Source organism: Flavobacterium sp. W1B, from assembly GCF_047344965.1.
Classification (GTDB): domain Bacteria; phylum Bacteroidota; class Bacteroidia; order Flavobacteriales; family Flavobacteriaceae; genus Flavobacterium.
The window spans coordinates 989882-1003902 of the sequence record NZ_CP178845.1 but is presented as its reverse complement, the minus strand read 5'-3'; the positions used below and the strand labels follow the sequence as shown (position 1 = coordinate 1003902).

The 14021-nt window shown below is 37.5% G+C and carries 13 protein-coding genes; 5 read left to right on the top strand and 8 right to left on the bottom strand.

Annotated features, from left to right (window positions below; translation table 11 throughout):
- Positions 1-44 precede the first annotated feature (44 nt).
- The 5 genes from ACMDB5_RS04405 (at position 45) to ACMDB5_RS04385 (ending at position 5647) form a co-directional block, all read left to right on the top strand.
- On the top strand, positions 45-1328 hold the full coding sequence (locus ACMDB5_RS04405) for a stage 0 sporulation family protein (RefSeq protein ID WP_413999806.1): 1284 nt from the start codon (positions 45-47) through the stop codon (positions 1326-1328).
- On the top strand, positions 1312-1791 hold the full coding sequence (locus tag ACMDB5_RS04400; protein ID WP_413999805.1) for a gliding motility lipoprotein GldH: 480 nt from the start codon (positions 1312-1314) through the stop codon (positions 1789-1791). The genes ACMDB5_RS04405 and ACMDB5_RS04400 overlap by 17 nt, the downstream gene beginning before the upstream one ends.
- Before the next feature lie 8 nt (positions 1792-1799).
- Positions 1800-4106 (top strand): penicillin-binding protein 1A, encoded by a 2307-nt coding sequence (locus ACMDB5_RS04395; RefSeq protein ID WP_413999804.1) that lies wholly within the window; start codon positions 1800-1802, stop codon positions 4104-4106.
- 109 nt (positions 4107-4215) lie between these two features.
- A complete protein-coding gene (locus ACMDB5_RS04390; RefSeq protein WP_413999803.1) occupies positions 4216-4917 on the top strand; it encodes a CoA transferase subunit A in 702 nt (233 codons plus the stop codon).
- A gap of 70 nt (positions 4918-4987) precedes the next feature.
- Entirely contained in the window at positions 4988-5647 is a 660-nt protein-coding gene (locus ACMDB5_RS04385; protein ID WP_413999802.1) for a 3-oxoacid CoA-transferase subunit B, read from the top strand.
- Positions 5648-5756: 109 nt separating this feature from the next.
- Here ACMDB5_RS04385 and ACMDB5_RS04380 read toward each other — a convergent pair whose 3' ends face one another.
- The 8 genes from ACMDB5_RS04380 to hemB form a co-directional block, all read right to left on the bottom strand.
- The gene (locus ACMDB5_RS04380; RefSeq protein ID WP_413999801.1) at positions 5757-7358 is read right to left on the bottom strand and encodes a fumarate hydratase; all 1602 of its coding nucleotides are present in this window, start codon (positions 7356-7358) and stop codon (positions 5757-5759) included.
- 397 nt (positions 7359-7755) lie between these two features.
- Complete coding sequence (locus ACMDB5_RS04375) at positions 7756-9195, bottom strand: nucleoside recognition domain-containing protein (RefSeq protein WP_413999800.1); 1440 nt, start codon at positions 9193-9195, stop codon at positions 7756-7758.
- Between the two features lie 122 nt (positions 9196-9317).
- On the bottom strand, positions 9318-10031 hold the full coding sequence (locus tag ACMDB5_RS04370) for a 3'-5' exonuclease (RefSeq protein WP_413999799.1): 714 nt from the start codon (positions 10029-10031) through the stop codon (positions 9318-9320).
- 109 nt (positions 10032-10140) lie between these two features.
- The gene (locus ACMDB5_RS04365; protein WP_413999798.1) at positions 10141-10572 is read right to left on the bottom strand and encodes an endonuclease domain-containing protein; all 432 of its coding nucleotides are present in this window, start codon (positions 10570-10572) and stop codon (positions 10141-10143) included.
- Between the two features lie 67 nt (positions 10573-10639).
- Positions 10640-11923 (bottom strand): NAD-dependent succinate-semialdehyde dehydrogenase, encoded by a 1284-nt coding sequence (locus ACMDB5_RS04360; protein WP_413999797.1) that lies wholly within the window; start codon positions 11921-11923, stop codon positions 10640-10642.
- A gap of 60 nt (positions 11924-11983) precedes the next feature.
- Positions 11984-12454, bottom strand: a complete 471-nt coding sequence (locus tag ACMDB5_RS04355; protein WP_413999796.1) for a methylated-DNA--[protein]-cysteine S-methyltransferase — start codon at positions 12452-12454, stop codon at positions 11984-11986.
- A gap of 110 nt (positions 12455-12564) precedes the next feature.
- On the bottom strand, positions 12565-12999 hold the full coding sequence (locus ACMDB5_RS04350) for a c-type cytochrome (RefSeq protein WP_413999795.1): 435 nt from the start codon (positions 12997-12999) through the stop codon (positions 12565-12567).
- A gap of 7 nt (positions 13000-13006) precedes the next feature.
- On the bottom strand, positions 13007-14002 hold the full coding sequence (hemB, locus tag ACMDB5_RS04345) for a porphobilinogen synthase (protein WP_413999794.1): 996 nt from the start codon (positions 14000-14002) through the stop codon (positions 13007-13009).
- Between the last annotated feature and the right edge of the window lie 19 nt (positions 14003-14021).

Below are 14021 nucleotides of genomic sequence, written 5' to 3'. Positions count from 1 at the left end.
TTAAGAACTTAAGTTGTGCCGGTCACAACACTACATATAAAATTATGGCATGTACAAGTTGTTCAACCTCTGATGGTGGCGCACCAAAGGGTTGTAAAAATAATGGGACCTGCGGCACCGATAGCTGCAACAAATTAACTGTTTTCGATTGGCTTTCTAATATGAGTTTACCTAATGGCGAAGCTCCTTTTGACTGTGTCGAAGTTCGTTTTAAAAATGGAAGAAAAGAATTTTTTCGCAATACCGAAAAACTAACGCTAAGTATTGGAGACATTGTAGCAACAGTCGCTTCTCCGGGGCATGACATTGGAATTGTAACCTTGACAGGAGAATTGGTAAAAATTCAAATGAAGAAAAAAGGAGTAAATTCTAACAGTAATGAGGTTCCAAAAATATACAGAAAAGCATCTCAAAAAGACATCGATATCTGGTCAGCAGCACGAGCAAAAGAAGAGCCTATGAAGGTTCGAGCACGTGAATTAGCGATAGCTCAAAAACTGGAAATGAAAATTTCGGACATTGAGTTTCAAGGAGATGGTTCTAAAGCTACTTTTTATTACACGGCTAATGACAGGGTCGATTTTAGACTTTTAATTAAAGATTTTGCCAAAGAATTCAGTACTAGAGTTGAGATGAAACAGGTAGGTTTCCGTCAGGAAGCTGCCCGTTTAGGAGGAATTGGTTCTTGTGGTAGAGAACTTTGCTGTTCTACTTGGTTAACCGATTTTAGAAGTGTCAACACTTCCGCGGCGCGTTACCAACAATTGTCTTTAAACCCTCAAAAACTAGCTGGGCAGTGCGGTAAATTAAAATGCTGTTTAAACTATGAGCTAGACACTTACATGGATGCTTTGAAAGGTTTCCCTGATTTTGACACGAAATTAGTTACCGAAAAAGGCGACGCTATTTGTCAAAAACAAGATATTTTCAAAGGGTTAATGTGGTTTGCTTACACCAATAATTTTGCCAATTGGCATGTCTTAAAAATCGAAAAAGTAAAAGAAATCATTGCCGAAAACAAACTTAAAAACAAAGTTTCGGCTCTTGAGGATTTTGCAATCGAAATTGTTCAGGAAAGAGAAAAAGACTTTAACAATGCAATGGGACAAGAAAGTCTAACCCGTTTTGACCAACCTAAGAAAAAGAAAAAACCGAACAAAAAACCAAGACCTGCAGGTGAAAATGCAATTGTTGCCAATAAACCCAAACCAAATAACAATAATAAACCTGCAAATAGCAACAATAAACGCCCAAATCCTTCAAACGATAAAAAGCCGGCAGAACCTAGAAAACCAATAATTATTAAAAAAAATGAGAATAAAAAATAGTGTTTTTCTCCTTTTGATTGTGATTCTTTTTTCTTCATGTGACGAAAAAAGAGTATTTGATGAATACAAATCCGTAGGCAGTGCCTGGCATAAAGACAGTATTGTATCTTTTAATTTACCAGAATTAGACTCAACAAAACGATATAATTTATTTATAAACATAAGAGGCAACAATAATTACCAATTCAACAATCTTTTTTTGATTGTTACTCTGGAAAAGCCAAATGGCTACACAAAAGTGGACACCTTAGAATATCAAATGGCAAGCCCAGATGGAACCTTGCTTGGCGATGGCTTTACCGATATAAAAGAAAGCAAATTGTTCTATAAGGAAAATGTAAAATTTAGAGGTAAATACAAAGTCAACATAAAACAAGCTGTGAGAGAAACCGGAAAAGTTCCCGGAGTCGAACGATTAGAAGGAATTACCGAAGTAGGTTTACGAATTGAAAACAAAGATTAAGATAATTTATGGCTGCGAAAAAAAATAATAAGACTACTAATACTGAGAAAAATTTCAAGTATTATACTAAAGCGTTTTGGAAGTTTTTCTTTTACGGAATGGGAGCCATCCTTCTATTTTTCGTATTTGCCTCTTGGGGACTCTTTGGCTCCATGCCTTCCTTTGAGGATCTAGAAAATCCAGACTCGAATTTAGCTACTGAGATTATCTCTTCTGATGGAGTAATTTTGGGTAAATATTTTCAAAAAAACCGATCTCAATTAAAATATTCTGATTTACCTAAAAACCTCGTAGATGCTTTAGTTGCGACAGAAGACGAACGTTTTTACGAACACTCCGGTATTGACGGAAGAGGAACTTTGAGAGCAATTGCAAGTTTAGGAACAAGCGGAGGAGCAAGTACTCTGACCCAACAATTAGCCAAGCAGTTGTTTCATGGGGAAGGTTCTAAGTTTTTACCTTTTAGAATTGTACAAAAAGCCAAGGAATGGATCATTGCAATCCGCTTAGAGAGACAATACACTAAGAATGAAATCCTAGCCATGTACTGTAATGTATACGATTTTGGAAATTATTCTGTAGGCGTAAGTTCTGCTGCACAAACTTATTTTTCAAAAGCTCCAAAAGATTTGACAATCGATGAATCCGCTATTTTAGTTGGAATGTTCAAAAACTCCGGACTTTACAATCCGGTAAGAAACCCGCAAGGTGTAAAAAACCGAAGAAATGTTGTGCTTGCTCAAATGGAAAAAGAGCACATGATCACCAAAGAGCAAAAAGAAAAACTACAAAGCCTACCTATTTCTTTAAAATTCAAATTGGAAAGCCATAGAGAAGGAACTGCCACTTATTTTAGAGAATACTTGCGTGATTACATGAAAAAATGGGTAGAGCAAAATAAAAAACCAGATGGATCTGATTATGATATCTATAAAGACGGATTAAAAATTTACACTACTATTGATTCTAGAATGCAATTGCATGCCGAAGAAGCCGTTTCGGCTCACATGGCAAACCTTCAAGAAGAATTTTTTATTCAGTCAAAAGGCAATAAAAATGCTCCTTTTGTAAACATCTCACAGGCCGAAACACAGCGTATTTTAAAACAAGCTATGAAATCTTCAAACAGATGGTCTATTATGAAATCAATGGACAAAAGTGATGATGAAATCATAGAATCTTTCAATAAAAAAACACAAATGACCGTGTTTACTTGGAAAGGCGAAAGAGATACGATTATGACTCCAATGGATTCTATTCGTTACTACAAGCATTTTTTACAATCTGGCTTAATGGCCATGGAGCCGCAAACAGGAAATATCAAAGCCTGGGTAGGTGGAATTAATTACAAATACTTCCAATACGATCACGTAGGCCAAGGTGCAAGACAAGTAGGTTCTACTTTTAAACCATTCGTTTATGCAACGGCAATTGAACAATTAAACATGTCTCCTTGCGACACCATTATTGATGGTCCGTTTGTGATTCGCAAAGGACGCCATAACGTTACCGAAGATTGGGAACCTAGAAACTCAGACAACAAATACCGCGGTATGGTAACCCTAAAACAAGCATTGGCAGGTTCTATCAATACCATTTCAGCAAAACTAATAGACAAAACAGGACCTGAGGCTGTTGTTACTTTGGCTCACAAATTAGGAATAAAAGGCAAAATACCTGCTCAACCTTCGATAGCATTAGGAGCCGTAGACATTACCGTGGAAGATATGGTAGCTGCATACAGTACTTTTGCCAATCAAGGTGTTTATACCAAACCGCAATTTTTAAGCCGAATCGAAGACAAAAGTGGCGTTGTTATCTACGAACCTATCCCTGAATCCCACGACGTATTAAATAAAGACATCGCTTTTGCGGTTATAAAATTACTCGAAGGTGTTACCGAAGGTGGCTCTGGATCAAGACTTAGAACCCAAGGAGGCGGAAGCGGTGACAAGAGATGGACCGGATATCCTTATATGTTTACAAATCCGATTGCCGGAAAAACAGGTACTACGCAAAACCAATCTGACGGTTGGTTCATGGGAATGGTTCCTAATTTAGTTACTGGTGTTTGGGTAGGTTGCGAAGATCGTTCTGCTCGATTTAAAAGCCTTACTTATGGGCAAGGTGCTACTGCTGCCCTACCTGTCTGGGGGTATTTCATGAAACTTTGTTATGCTGATCCCGAATTGAAAGTATCAAAAGGAGAGTTTGAAAGACCCGCAAATCTTTCGATAAAAGTAGATTGTTATCGTGCCCCAGTTGTAAAAGACACCACTGATATTCAACAAGACACAGAAGAATTTGATTTCTAAATTTAAAATATTTCGATTCTTGTGAATTTTACTATTCCAAAATACTCACAAGAATCGAATATAAAACAAGAAAAACTGATGCGCTCTGGACTAAAAAGCACCATATAATATGATTAACAAAAAAGTAAACACCGTACAAGACGCTCTTCAAGGCGTTGAAAACGGAATGACCATCATGTTAGGCGGATTTGGATTATGCGGAATTCCCGAAAATTCTATCGCAGAACTAGTAAAAAAAGAAATCAACGATCTGACTTGTATTTCTAACAATGCCGGTGTTGATGATTTTGGTCTTGGATTGTTATTACAGAAAAGACAAATCAAAAAAATGATTTCTTCCTATGTGGGTGAAAACGTTGAATTTGAACGTCAGATGCTTTCTGGAGAATTAGATGTTGAATTAACGCCACAAGGAACTTTAGCCGAAAAATGCCGTGCTGCCCAGGCGGGAATCCCTGCTTTCTTTACTCCGGCGGGTTATGGTACCGAAGTTGCCGAAGGGAAAGAAACTCGTGAATTTAACGGGAAAATGCATGTCATGGAACTCGCTTTCAAGGCCGATTTTGCGATTGTAAAAGCCTGGAAAGGAGATGAAGCAGGAAATTTAATTTTTAAAGGAACGGCAAGAAACTTTAACGCTTGTATGGCTGGTGCCGCAAAAATCACCATTGCCGAAGTAGAAGAACTTTTACCTGTGGGTTCATTGGATCCTAACGAGATCCATATTCCCGGCATTATGGTACAACGTATCTTTAAAGGTGAAGTATTTGAAAAAAGAATTGAGCAAAGAACCGTAAGAATTAGACAATGAGAAAATAAGTTAATTAGATAATGTAAAATCTTATCTAATTTTCTAATTCACTAATTGACACATTAAAAATATGGCTTTAGATAAAATAGATATTGCAAAAAGAATAGCCAAAGAAGTTAAAGACGGCTATTATGTAAACTTAGGAATCGGAATTCCAACATTGGTGGCTAATTATGTCAGAACAGATATTTCCGTTGAATTTCAAAGCGAAAACGGCGTTCTTGGCATGGGACCTTTCCCTTTTGAAGGAGAAGAGGATGCCGATGTAATTAATGCCGGAAAACAAACGATAACAACATTAGCGGGAGCCAGTTTTTTTGATTCTGCTTTTAGCTTTGGAATGATTCGAAGCCAAAAAGTAGATTTAACCATTCTTGGTGCCATGGAAGTAGCCGAAAACGGTGATATCGCCAACTGGAAAATCCCAGGAAAAATGGTTAAAGGAATGGGCGGCGCAATGGATTTAGTAGCTTCAGCCGAGAACATTATAGTTGCCATGATGCACGTCAACAAAGCAGGGGAATCTAAAATCCTTAAAAAATGTAGCCTCCCTTTAACAGGTGTAGGTTGCGTTAAAAAAGTAGTGACTGAATTGGCCGTTTTAGAAGTAACTCCAAAAGGTTTTAAATTACTCGAAAGAGCTCCCGGAGTTTCTGTAGAACATATTATCGCTTCCACAGAAGCAGAGTTAATTATCGAAGGAGATATCCCTGAAATGGTGATTGATTAATATTACAACCCTATAAAAACAAACAAGACCGCTACAATTAGCGGTCTTATTCTATATAAAACTTTGCGAAACTTGTGTAAAACTCAGCATTCTTTGCGGTTAAACCAAATTACAAATTCTCAAAGAAATCATTCCCTTTATCATCTGTAATAATGAAAGCAGGAAAATCTTTAATCGTAATTTTTCGAACAGCTTCCATACCTAATTCTTCAAAATCAACAACCTCAACCGAAAGAATATTCTCTTTGGCTAAAATGGCTGCTGGACCACCAATAGATCCTAAATAGAATCCGCCATAAGTCTTACAAGCATTCATAACCTCTTTGGTACGGTTTCCTTTGGCAAGCATCACCATACTTCCGCCATGCTTTTGGAATTCTTCCACATAAACGTCCATACGCCCTGCAGTAGTTGGACCAAAACTCCCCGAAGCCATTCCTTCCGGTGTCTTAGCTGGACCCGCATAATAAACAGGATGGTTCTTGAAATATTCCGGCATTGGTTTCCCTGCATCTAATAGTTCTTTTATTTTAGCATGGGCAATATCACGAGCAACAATCAAGGTTCCATTTAATTTCAAACGGGTTCTGATTGGGTATTTAGATAGTTCAGCTAAAATATCTGCCATCGGACGATTCAAATCAACTTCAACCGCCGGTTCCAAATGCGGCGCTGCATCTGGCAACAATCGTTTAGGATTTACTTCCAATTGTTCAACAAAAATACCATCTTTGGTAATTTTCCCTTTAATATTTCTATCAGCCGAACAAGAAACTCCCAATCCTACCGGACAAGAAGCGGCATGACGCGGCAAACGAATAACGCGTACATCATGGGTGAAATATTTTCCACCAAACTGTGCTCCAATAGCACTTTCTTGGCAGATCAACTGCACTCGCTTTTCCCATTCCAAATCACGGAATGCCTGACCAGACATATTCCCGGAAGTAGGAAGGTTGTCAAAATAACCCGCAGAAGCTTTCTTAACGGCAGCTAAATTCGCTTCGGCAGAAGTTCCTCCCACTACAAAAGCCAAATGATATGGCGGGCAAGCAGAAGTTCCTAAATCTTTTATTTTTTCACGAATGAACTCATCCATCGATTTTTCATTCAATACCGATTTTGTTTTTTGGTACAAAAAGGTTTTGTTCGCAGAACCGCCACCTTTGGCCAAAAACAAAAACTCATAAGAAGCCCCTTTCTTGGCATAAATATCAATCTGTGCCGGAAGATTTGAACCAGAGTTCTTTTCTTCAAACATACTGATTGGCACAATTTGAGAATAACGCAAGTTGCGTTCTTGGTAGGTGTTAAAAATCCCTTTAGAAAGCCATTCTGCATCATCGGCACCCGTATAGACATCTTCACCTTTTTTAGCCATTACAATCGCCGTTCCGGTGTCCTGACAAGAAGGTAATTCTCCTTCGATAGCTACCACAGCATTTTGCAGCAAATTGTAAGCCACAAAACGATCGTTATCTGTAGCTTCGGGATCATCCAAAATTGCTTTTAGCTTTTCTAAATGTGAAGTTCGCAACATAAAAGAAACATCTTTCATCGCTTCTTGAGAAAGCAATTCTAATCCTTTTGGATCAACGGTTAAGATTTCTCTTTCGCCTAATTTTTCAACTTTTACGTAATCAGAAGTAATTTTTCGGTATTGGGTATCGTCTTTTAAAATAGGATAAGGATCCTGGTATATAAAGTCCATTGAATATTGTTTTTTACAAAGATAAAAATTATTTATCGTCGCATGGCTTCTTAACTAAGGTGATTATCATAAAAAAAACTAATCTTTATGTTAAAAAAGAAAGCAAAAAAGTGCTTTCACTACTGCTCAACACAGGCAAAAACACTTTTGTCAATAAATTGAATAAGTTTTGTTTAACTCAACAAACTTGTTACTAGAAATAAAACAACTAAGCCTATGGCGATGTATTTAGTGTATTTTGACATTTTATTAGTTTTTTGATTGGTTATTAATTAATCTAATTGTTCCTTTTTCAAAAGAATGAAAAATAGATTAAAACTCCTAATCTTCTAAAAATAAAAACCGCAAATTCCACAAATTAATTTACAAGAATCTATGGTTTCCCCCCTTATTTATATTAAAAAAACCAACTAGCCACAAAAATAGCCGTAATCACACAAATTACATCCACTAAAAGCATTGTACCTAGAGCGTAACGCGTATTTTTTATATTCACCGAACCAAAATAAACGGCAATTACATAAAAAGTACTTTCGGCACTACATTGAAAAATACTACTTAACCTTCCTGTCATCGAATCAGCTCCAAAAGTATTCATCGAATCAATCAAAAACCCTCTTGATCCTGCAGAACTAAATGGACGAAGCAAGGCAACCGGCAAGGCATCGGTAATTTGTTTACCTACTCCCATATTCGAAAAAATGAAAGCGATCCAATTGCTTATAATTTCAAACAAACCACTATTTCTAAATAACGAAATGGCAACTAACATTCCCAAAACATAAGGAAAAATAACAACTCCCGTTTTTACTCCGTTATTAGCACCAACAACAAAAGCATCGAAAACGGTGGTTTTGGCCTCAGTAAATTTTTTCTCCTTAATAAAGGAAAAAATCAAAGTAAAAGCAATAATTCCAACCAATATTAATCCAGAAAGATTAGAGGTGAAATAGTTTTTCCCTATTAAATCCAAATGGTTTACATACATCAACAAACCAATAATGGCGGCAATTAACACCATTAACCCCACAACTAAAGAAGCACTTTTGAAATTAATTTTTTGCTTGATTCCAACAATCAAAAAGGCAGCAATCGTCCCAATAAAAGAAGTGATAATACAAGGCAACATCACATCAGCTGGATTGCTGGCGCCAGCGGCAGCGCGATATCCAATAATAGAAGTCGCTATCAAAGTAAGTCCCGAAGCATGCAAACACATGAACATAATTTGGGCATCACTTGCCTTATCTTTTTCGGGGTTTATTTCTTGTAAACTTTCCATGGCTTTCAAACCAAATGGCGTGGCGGCAGAATCTAATCCCAGGAAATTAGCTGCAAAATTCAAGGTCATGTAGGAGATAGACGGATGATTTTTGGGAATACTCGGAAACACTTTTACAAACACCGGACTCAATACTTTGGCTAATTTTCCGGAAGCTCCAGAAATGATTAAAAGCTCCATCAATCCGCAGAAAAAAGCCAAATAAGCAATAAGCGGTAAAACTAAATCCACCAAAGTGCTTTTACAAGTGGGCAATAAACCGTCTGATTTTTGAAGTCCACTGTAAATTTTTACAGTTTTATTTTTGTACACGTAAGTCGTATCGGCATTGGAAAGATCACGATTGATTACGATTGTATTTTCGGGTGCTTTGGTAATGCTGTCTTTGACAAAAGTCGGGATTTGATCGATGTATTTTTCGGATATTAAAATCGGATCGTCTTTGTGTCCATTCAAAACATAATCAATGGTATAAGTATTAGCAGTAAACAAACTGACCACAATAAAGGCAATCGACGAAATAAAAATGACCAACCAAAACCTACTTAATACCATAATTTATATTTTTTGTAAATGTAATTATTTAACCACAAAATTCACAAAGGATTCTGAAAAGGACACAAAGACCTGAAAATACAATAAAAAACACTTCCTCCCCGCTTTTTTTTGTAATTAATTTAAACATGAATTATTTCTTCCTCAATCAACAAATCCTCTCTTCGCAGACGCAGAAAAACTTGCGCCACGGCAATGGTATCTTTCTCACAATAGATGACAATTCGATCAATATCTTTGTCAACATAAAAAACATGACCAACTTGACTGCCGTCGATATCGCCTTTGGGAGAAGGGATTCCAAGAACTTTACACATCAACTTTAATGAAGTGAAATGTTTGTAATCACCAAATTTCCATAATTCCAAAGTATCTAAATGCGGAATTTCCCAAGGCTTTTTGCCAAATAAATTCAGTTTATCCGGAATAGCAATTTGATTGATAATCATTCTCCTTGCAAGGAATGGAATATCAAATTCTTTGGCATTATGCCCACACAAAATATGTTGAGGCCCGTTGAAATGGTTATTCAACAGATTATTAAAATCCTTCAAAAGCTGCTTTTCGTCACCAAAAAAGGAAGTCACTCTAAAGTTTCGTACATCCCCTTTTATCACAAAAAAACCGACCGAAATACACACAATTTTCCCAAACTCGGCCCAAATACCCGCGCGATCATAAAAATCCTCCGGACTGTATTCGTCTTTGCGTTGGTATTGGGTTTTCTGCTCCCAAAGATCTTTCATTTCTGAGTCCAGCTCGTTGAAATTTTCGGTTTCAGGAACCGTTTCTATGTCCAGAAACAGGATATTATTGAGGTTTATTTTTTCTATCATTGACTATACTATTTGACAGTTTTGAACGAATTTAAGTAAATAATTAATGCTTATAAAATTATTTAATTTTATTCCCCTCCTTTGGAGGGGTGGCTGAAAGCCGGGGTGGTTACTCCTCTTTGTTAGTCCCAAATCCCACCATTATAAAAGCTTCTAATTCCTTCATTACATTATCCAAATCATGAAGAACTCTAAAGTTAGTCGTTTTGAAAATCTTTAACCCAAGATATTTCAAATATTCTTCTCTTTTTTCATCATAGGATTCTTTATCATTATGACTTTCTCCGTCAATTTCTACAACCAACCCTAAAGCTTTTACGTAAAAATCAACTATATAATTCCCGATAATTCGCTGTCTATCGAAATCCATTTTCCAAAAGCCTTTATTTCTTACTTGTTTCCAAAAAACAACTTCAGGAAAATTCCCTGCTTTTCTTAATGATTTTGCACGAGATACCAAATTGGGATTATAAGGTAGATTCTCAACGAAATTTCTTTTGATAGGAATACCTTGTACATAGGTTAGAATTATTTCGGACATATTATTTCCTTTAAAGATTATTAACCACCCCTCCCTACGGTCACCCCTCCAAAGGAGGGGAATGAAATCAGTGTATCACCACCGTTTTACAATTCACAAATTCTAGTATCCCTTCTTTAGAAAGTTCTCGCCCATAACCGGATTTTTTGATGCCGCCAAACGGCAAGCGAGGATCAGATTTCACCAAATCATTGATAAAAACCGCTCCTTCATTAAACTCGTGAATTCGGGTTTTAATTTGCGAAATATTAGCGGTAAAAATCGAAACTCCCAACCCGAAATCAGATTGATTGCTCAGCGAAATAGCCTCATCTAATGTTTTAAATGACACCAATGCTGCCACTGGACCAAAAGTTTCTTCTTTGAAAACCGGCATTTCAGGAGTTACATTAGTCAGAATCGTTGGTTCAAAAAACGCCTCTTTTCTTCTTCCACCCAACACTATTTGAGCACCCATAGCAACGGATTCTTGCAGCTGTTTTTCTAAATCCTCAGCTAAATCTACTCTGGCCAACGAACCGATTTGAGTTTCGGGGTCCATCGGATCGCCGCTCCGCAGTTGGCTCACAGCCAATTTATATTTGTCTACGAAAGTATCGAAAATAGTTTCATGCACTAAGAAACGTTTGGCAGCAATACAACTTTGCCCGCTGTTTTGCATACGGGCATTCACCGCTACAGCAACGGCTTTCTCTAAATCGGCATCTTCACAAACGATAAAGGCATTGCTGCCTCCTAATTCCAGTAGCGTTTTCTTCAGGTATTTCCCTGCCTGCATCGCTACCGAACTTCCCGCATGTTCGCTTCCCGTTAGTGAAACGGCTTTAACAAATGGATGTGCAATAAATTCGGCAACTTTATCACTTGAAATAGGTAAATTCTGGTAAACTCCCAACGGAAAACCACTTTCCAAAAATAAGGATTCTATGCCTACGGCTGATTTAGGAACATTGCTGGCGTGTTTTACCAAAACCGTATTTCCGGCCATGATAGCGGGAACGGCAAATCGGAATACTTGCCAGAAAGGAAAGTTCCAAGGCATTACTCCCAATAAAACGCCCAAAGGTTCATAGGTTACAAAACTTAGCTGTGCTTCGGTTTGAGTGTATTGGTTTTGTAAAAATGATTCCCCGTGTTCGGCATAATACTCACACAGCCATCCGCATTTATCAATTTCGGCTAGCGATTGGGTAATGGGTTTTCCCATTTCCTGTGTCATCAGAACGGCATAATGCATACGACGCTCATCCAAAACCGTTTTCAATCTTTTTAATAATAGTGCACGATCCTGAAATGAAATAGTTTTCCAATGTTGGAAAGCACTTTGGGCGGTGTGTATTTTGTTTTGCATAACAACATGAATTAAAAGCTAAAGTTATGGCTTTTTTCTATTCGGAAGAAAAGTTCTCAACTAAAACAAACTTTGCTGAGTAGTTGGGTTTTCGTGTTCCAACAGCCATTTTTTACGCCATAATCCACCGGCATAACCCGTGAGTGAACCATCTGTTCCGATGACTCTGTGACAAGGAACCACAATCCATAACGGATTTTTCCCATTGGCAGAAGCCACAGCACGAATGGCTTTTACATCGCCTAATTTCTTGGATAAATCCATATAACTACAGGTTTTCCCGAAAGGAATTTCCAATAATCCTTTCCAAACTTTTTGTTGGAATTCAGTTCCCTTTGGATTCAGTTTGAAATCGAAATCGTTTCTTTTTCCTTCGAAATAATCGTTAAGTTGTGAAACGGCTTCCTGTAAAAACACAGGAATACTTACAGAAATATCCCCTTCATCCGACACTGAAATTACCGAAATCCCGTTTTCGTCGCCGATGATTTTGGCAATTCCTAAAGGAGTTTTTATATAGGCTGTTTCCATTTGATAAAAGTAAAAAAATTAAACATAAATACCCTAAGAAAGCAAAAAGTCCACAAGAAAATAAATTCCTTGTGGACATTGTAAAAATATTTTTATAATTAAGCCAAAGACTATTTTAACATAGAATAAAAATAAGCTTCCAAACCTTTCAATTCTTCATCAGACATGGCTTTTGTAATCGCAAAATTGGCTTTCATTACCTCAAATTGACTTGGATCAACAATAGGGTCACCATTTCCTTTCAAAAAGCTAATCATATCGCTGTTTTTATCTTTGTATATTTTGGCGATTTCCTGAACACTAGGTCCAATTGATTTTACGTCAAGCTGATGACAAGAAGCGCAATTCCCTTTGCCATTGAAGAGTTGTTCCCCTAATTGTTCTGGTGTTTTCTTCTCGGTCTGCATGCCTTCTGATACTGATTCAGTATTAGTTTCTTGTTTTCCAAAAGATTCCTGACTTTCTTTTTTACAAGACACGAGCGTTAATGAACTACCGAAGCAGATTAACACAAATAAAGCTAAAAAGGATACATTTTTTTTCATGGCGAAACTATTTATTTAAGATTATAGCGGCTTCTTTGGCAAAATAAGTCGAAATCAAACTTGCTCCTGCGCGTTTGATACACATTAATTGCTCCATCATAATTTTGTCATGATCCAGCCAGCCTCTTTCGGCAGCGGCTTTAATCATCGCATATTCACCCGAAACATGAAAAACGGTTACTGGAACATTCACGGCATTTTTTACCTCACGAACGATATCCAAGTAAGCAATTCCGGGTTTAACCATAACCATATCAGCGCCTTCTTCTACATCCCACAAAGCTTCTTTGATGGCTTCAATTCGGTTGGCATAATCCATTTGGTATGTTTTTTTGTCTTTTGGAACTTCAATATCAGCTTCCCTTGGCGCACTGTCTAAAGCATCACGAAACGGACCATAAAATGCCGAAGCATATTTAGCCGAATAACTCATGATTCCCACATTGTGAAAACCTGCAGCATCCAGACCTTGGCGTAAGCGCAACACGCGTCCGTCCATCATATCAGATGGAGCAACAAAATCGGCACCAGCCTGGGCATGGGAAACGGCCATTTTCACTAAAGCATCATTTGTAGCATCATTTACCACATCGCCATTTTCGATTATTCCATCATGTCCGTAAACCGAATACGGATCGAGTGCCACATCAGGCATCACGATCATTTCTGGGCAAGCAGCTTTAATCGCACGAATAGCTTGTTGCATTAAGCCATTGTCATTCCAAGCTTCTTTACCTGTATTGTCTTTTAGATTTTCGCTAACTTTCACATAAATGTTCACCGCGCGAATACCCAAAGCAAACAATTCTTTAACTTCTTCTACCGTTAAATCAATCGAACGACGAAAGATTCCGGGCATAGAAGGGATTTCCACCTTTATATTTTCACCCTCTGCTATAAACATTGGAAACATAAAATCGGACGGACTCAAACTGGTTTCGCGTACTAAAGAACGAATGGATTCATTGACGCGTAATCTTCTACCTCTTTGTAATGGGAACATATGATATGATTTTAGATTG

Excerpts from the sequence above, each read along its gene's own strand:
- ACMDB5_RS04355 (WP_413999796.1), bottom strand. The coding sequence starts at position 12,454 with ATGGAAACAGCCTATATAAAAACTCCTTTAGGAATTGCCAAAATCATC.
- ACMDB5_RS04360 (WP_413999797.1), bottom strand. The coding sequence starts at position 11,923 with ATGCAAAACAAAATACACACCGCCCAAAGTGCTTTCCAACATTGGAAA.
- ACMDB5_RS04370 (WP_413999799.1), bottom strand. The coding sequence starts at position 10,031 with ATGATAGAAAAAATAAACCTCAATAATATCCTGTTTCTGGACATAGAA.
- ACMDB5_RS04400 (WP_413999805.1), top strand. The coding sequence starts at position 1,312 with ATGAGAATAAAAAATAGTGTTTTTCTCCTTTTGATTGTGATTCTTTTT.
- ACMDB5_RS04350 (WP_413999795.1), bottom strand. The coding sequence starts at position 12,999 with ATGAAAAAAAATGTATCCTTTTTAGCTTTATTTGTGTTAATCTGCTTC.
- ACMDB5_RS04385 (WP_413999802.1), top strand. The coding sequence starts at position 4,988 with ATGGCTTTAGATAAAATAGATATTGCAAAAAGAATAGCCAAAGAAGTT.
- ACMDB5_RS04390 (WP_413999803.1), top strand. The coding sequence starts at position 4,216 with ATGATTAACAAAAAAGTAAACACCGTACAAGACGCTCTTCAAGGCGTT.
- ACMDB5_RS04380 (WP_413999801.1), bottom strand. The coding sequence starts at position 7,358 with ATGGACTTTATATACCAGGATCCTTATCCTATTTTAAAAGACGATACC.
- ACMDB5_RS04395 (WP_413999804.1), top strand. The coding sequence starts at position 1,800 with ATGGCTGCGAAAAAAAATAATAAGACTACTAATACTGAGAAAAATTTC.
- hemB (WP_413999794.1), bottom strand. The coding sequence starts at position 14,002 with ATGTTCCCATTACAAAGAGGTAGAAGATTACGCGTCAATGAATCCATT.
- ACMDB5_RS04375 (WP_413999800.1), bottom strand. The coding sequence starts at position 9,195 with ATGGTATTAAGTAGGTTTTGGTTGGTCATTTTTATTTCGTCGATTGCC.
- ACMDB5_RS04405 (WP_413999806.1), top strand. The coding sequence starts at position 45 with ATGGCATGTACAAGTTGTTCAACCTCTGATGGTGGCGCACCAAAGGGT.
- ACMDB5_RS04365 (WP_413999798.1), bottom strand. The coding sequence starts at position 10,572 with ATGTCCGAAATAATTCTAACCTATGTACAAGGTATTCCTATCAAAAGA.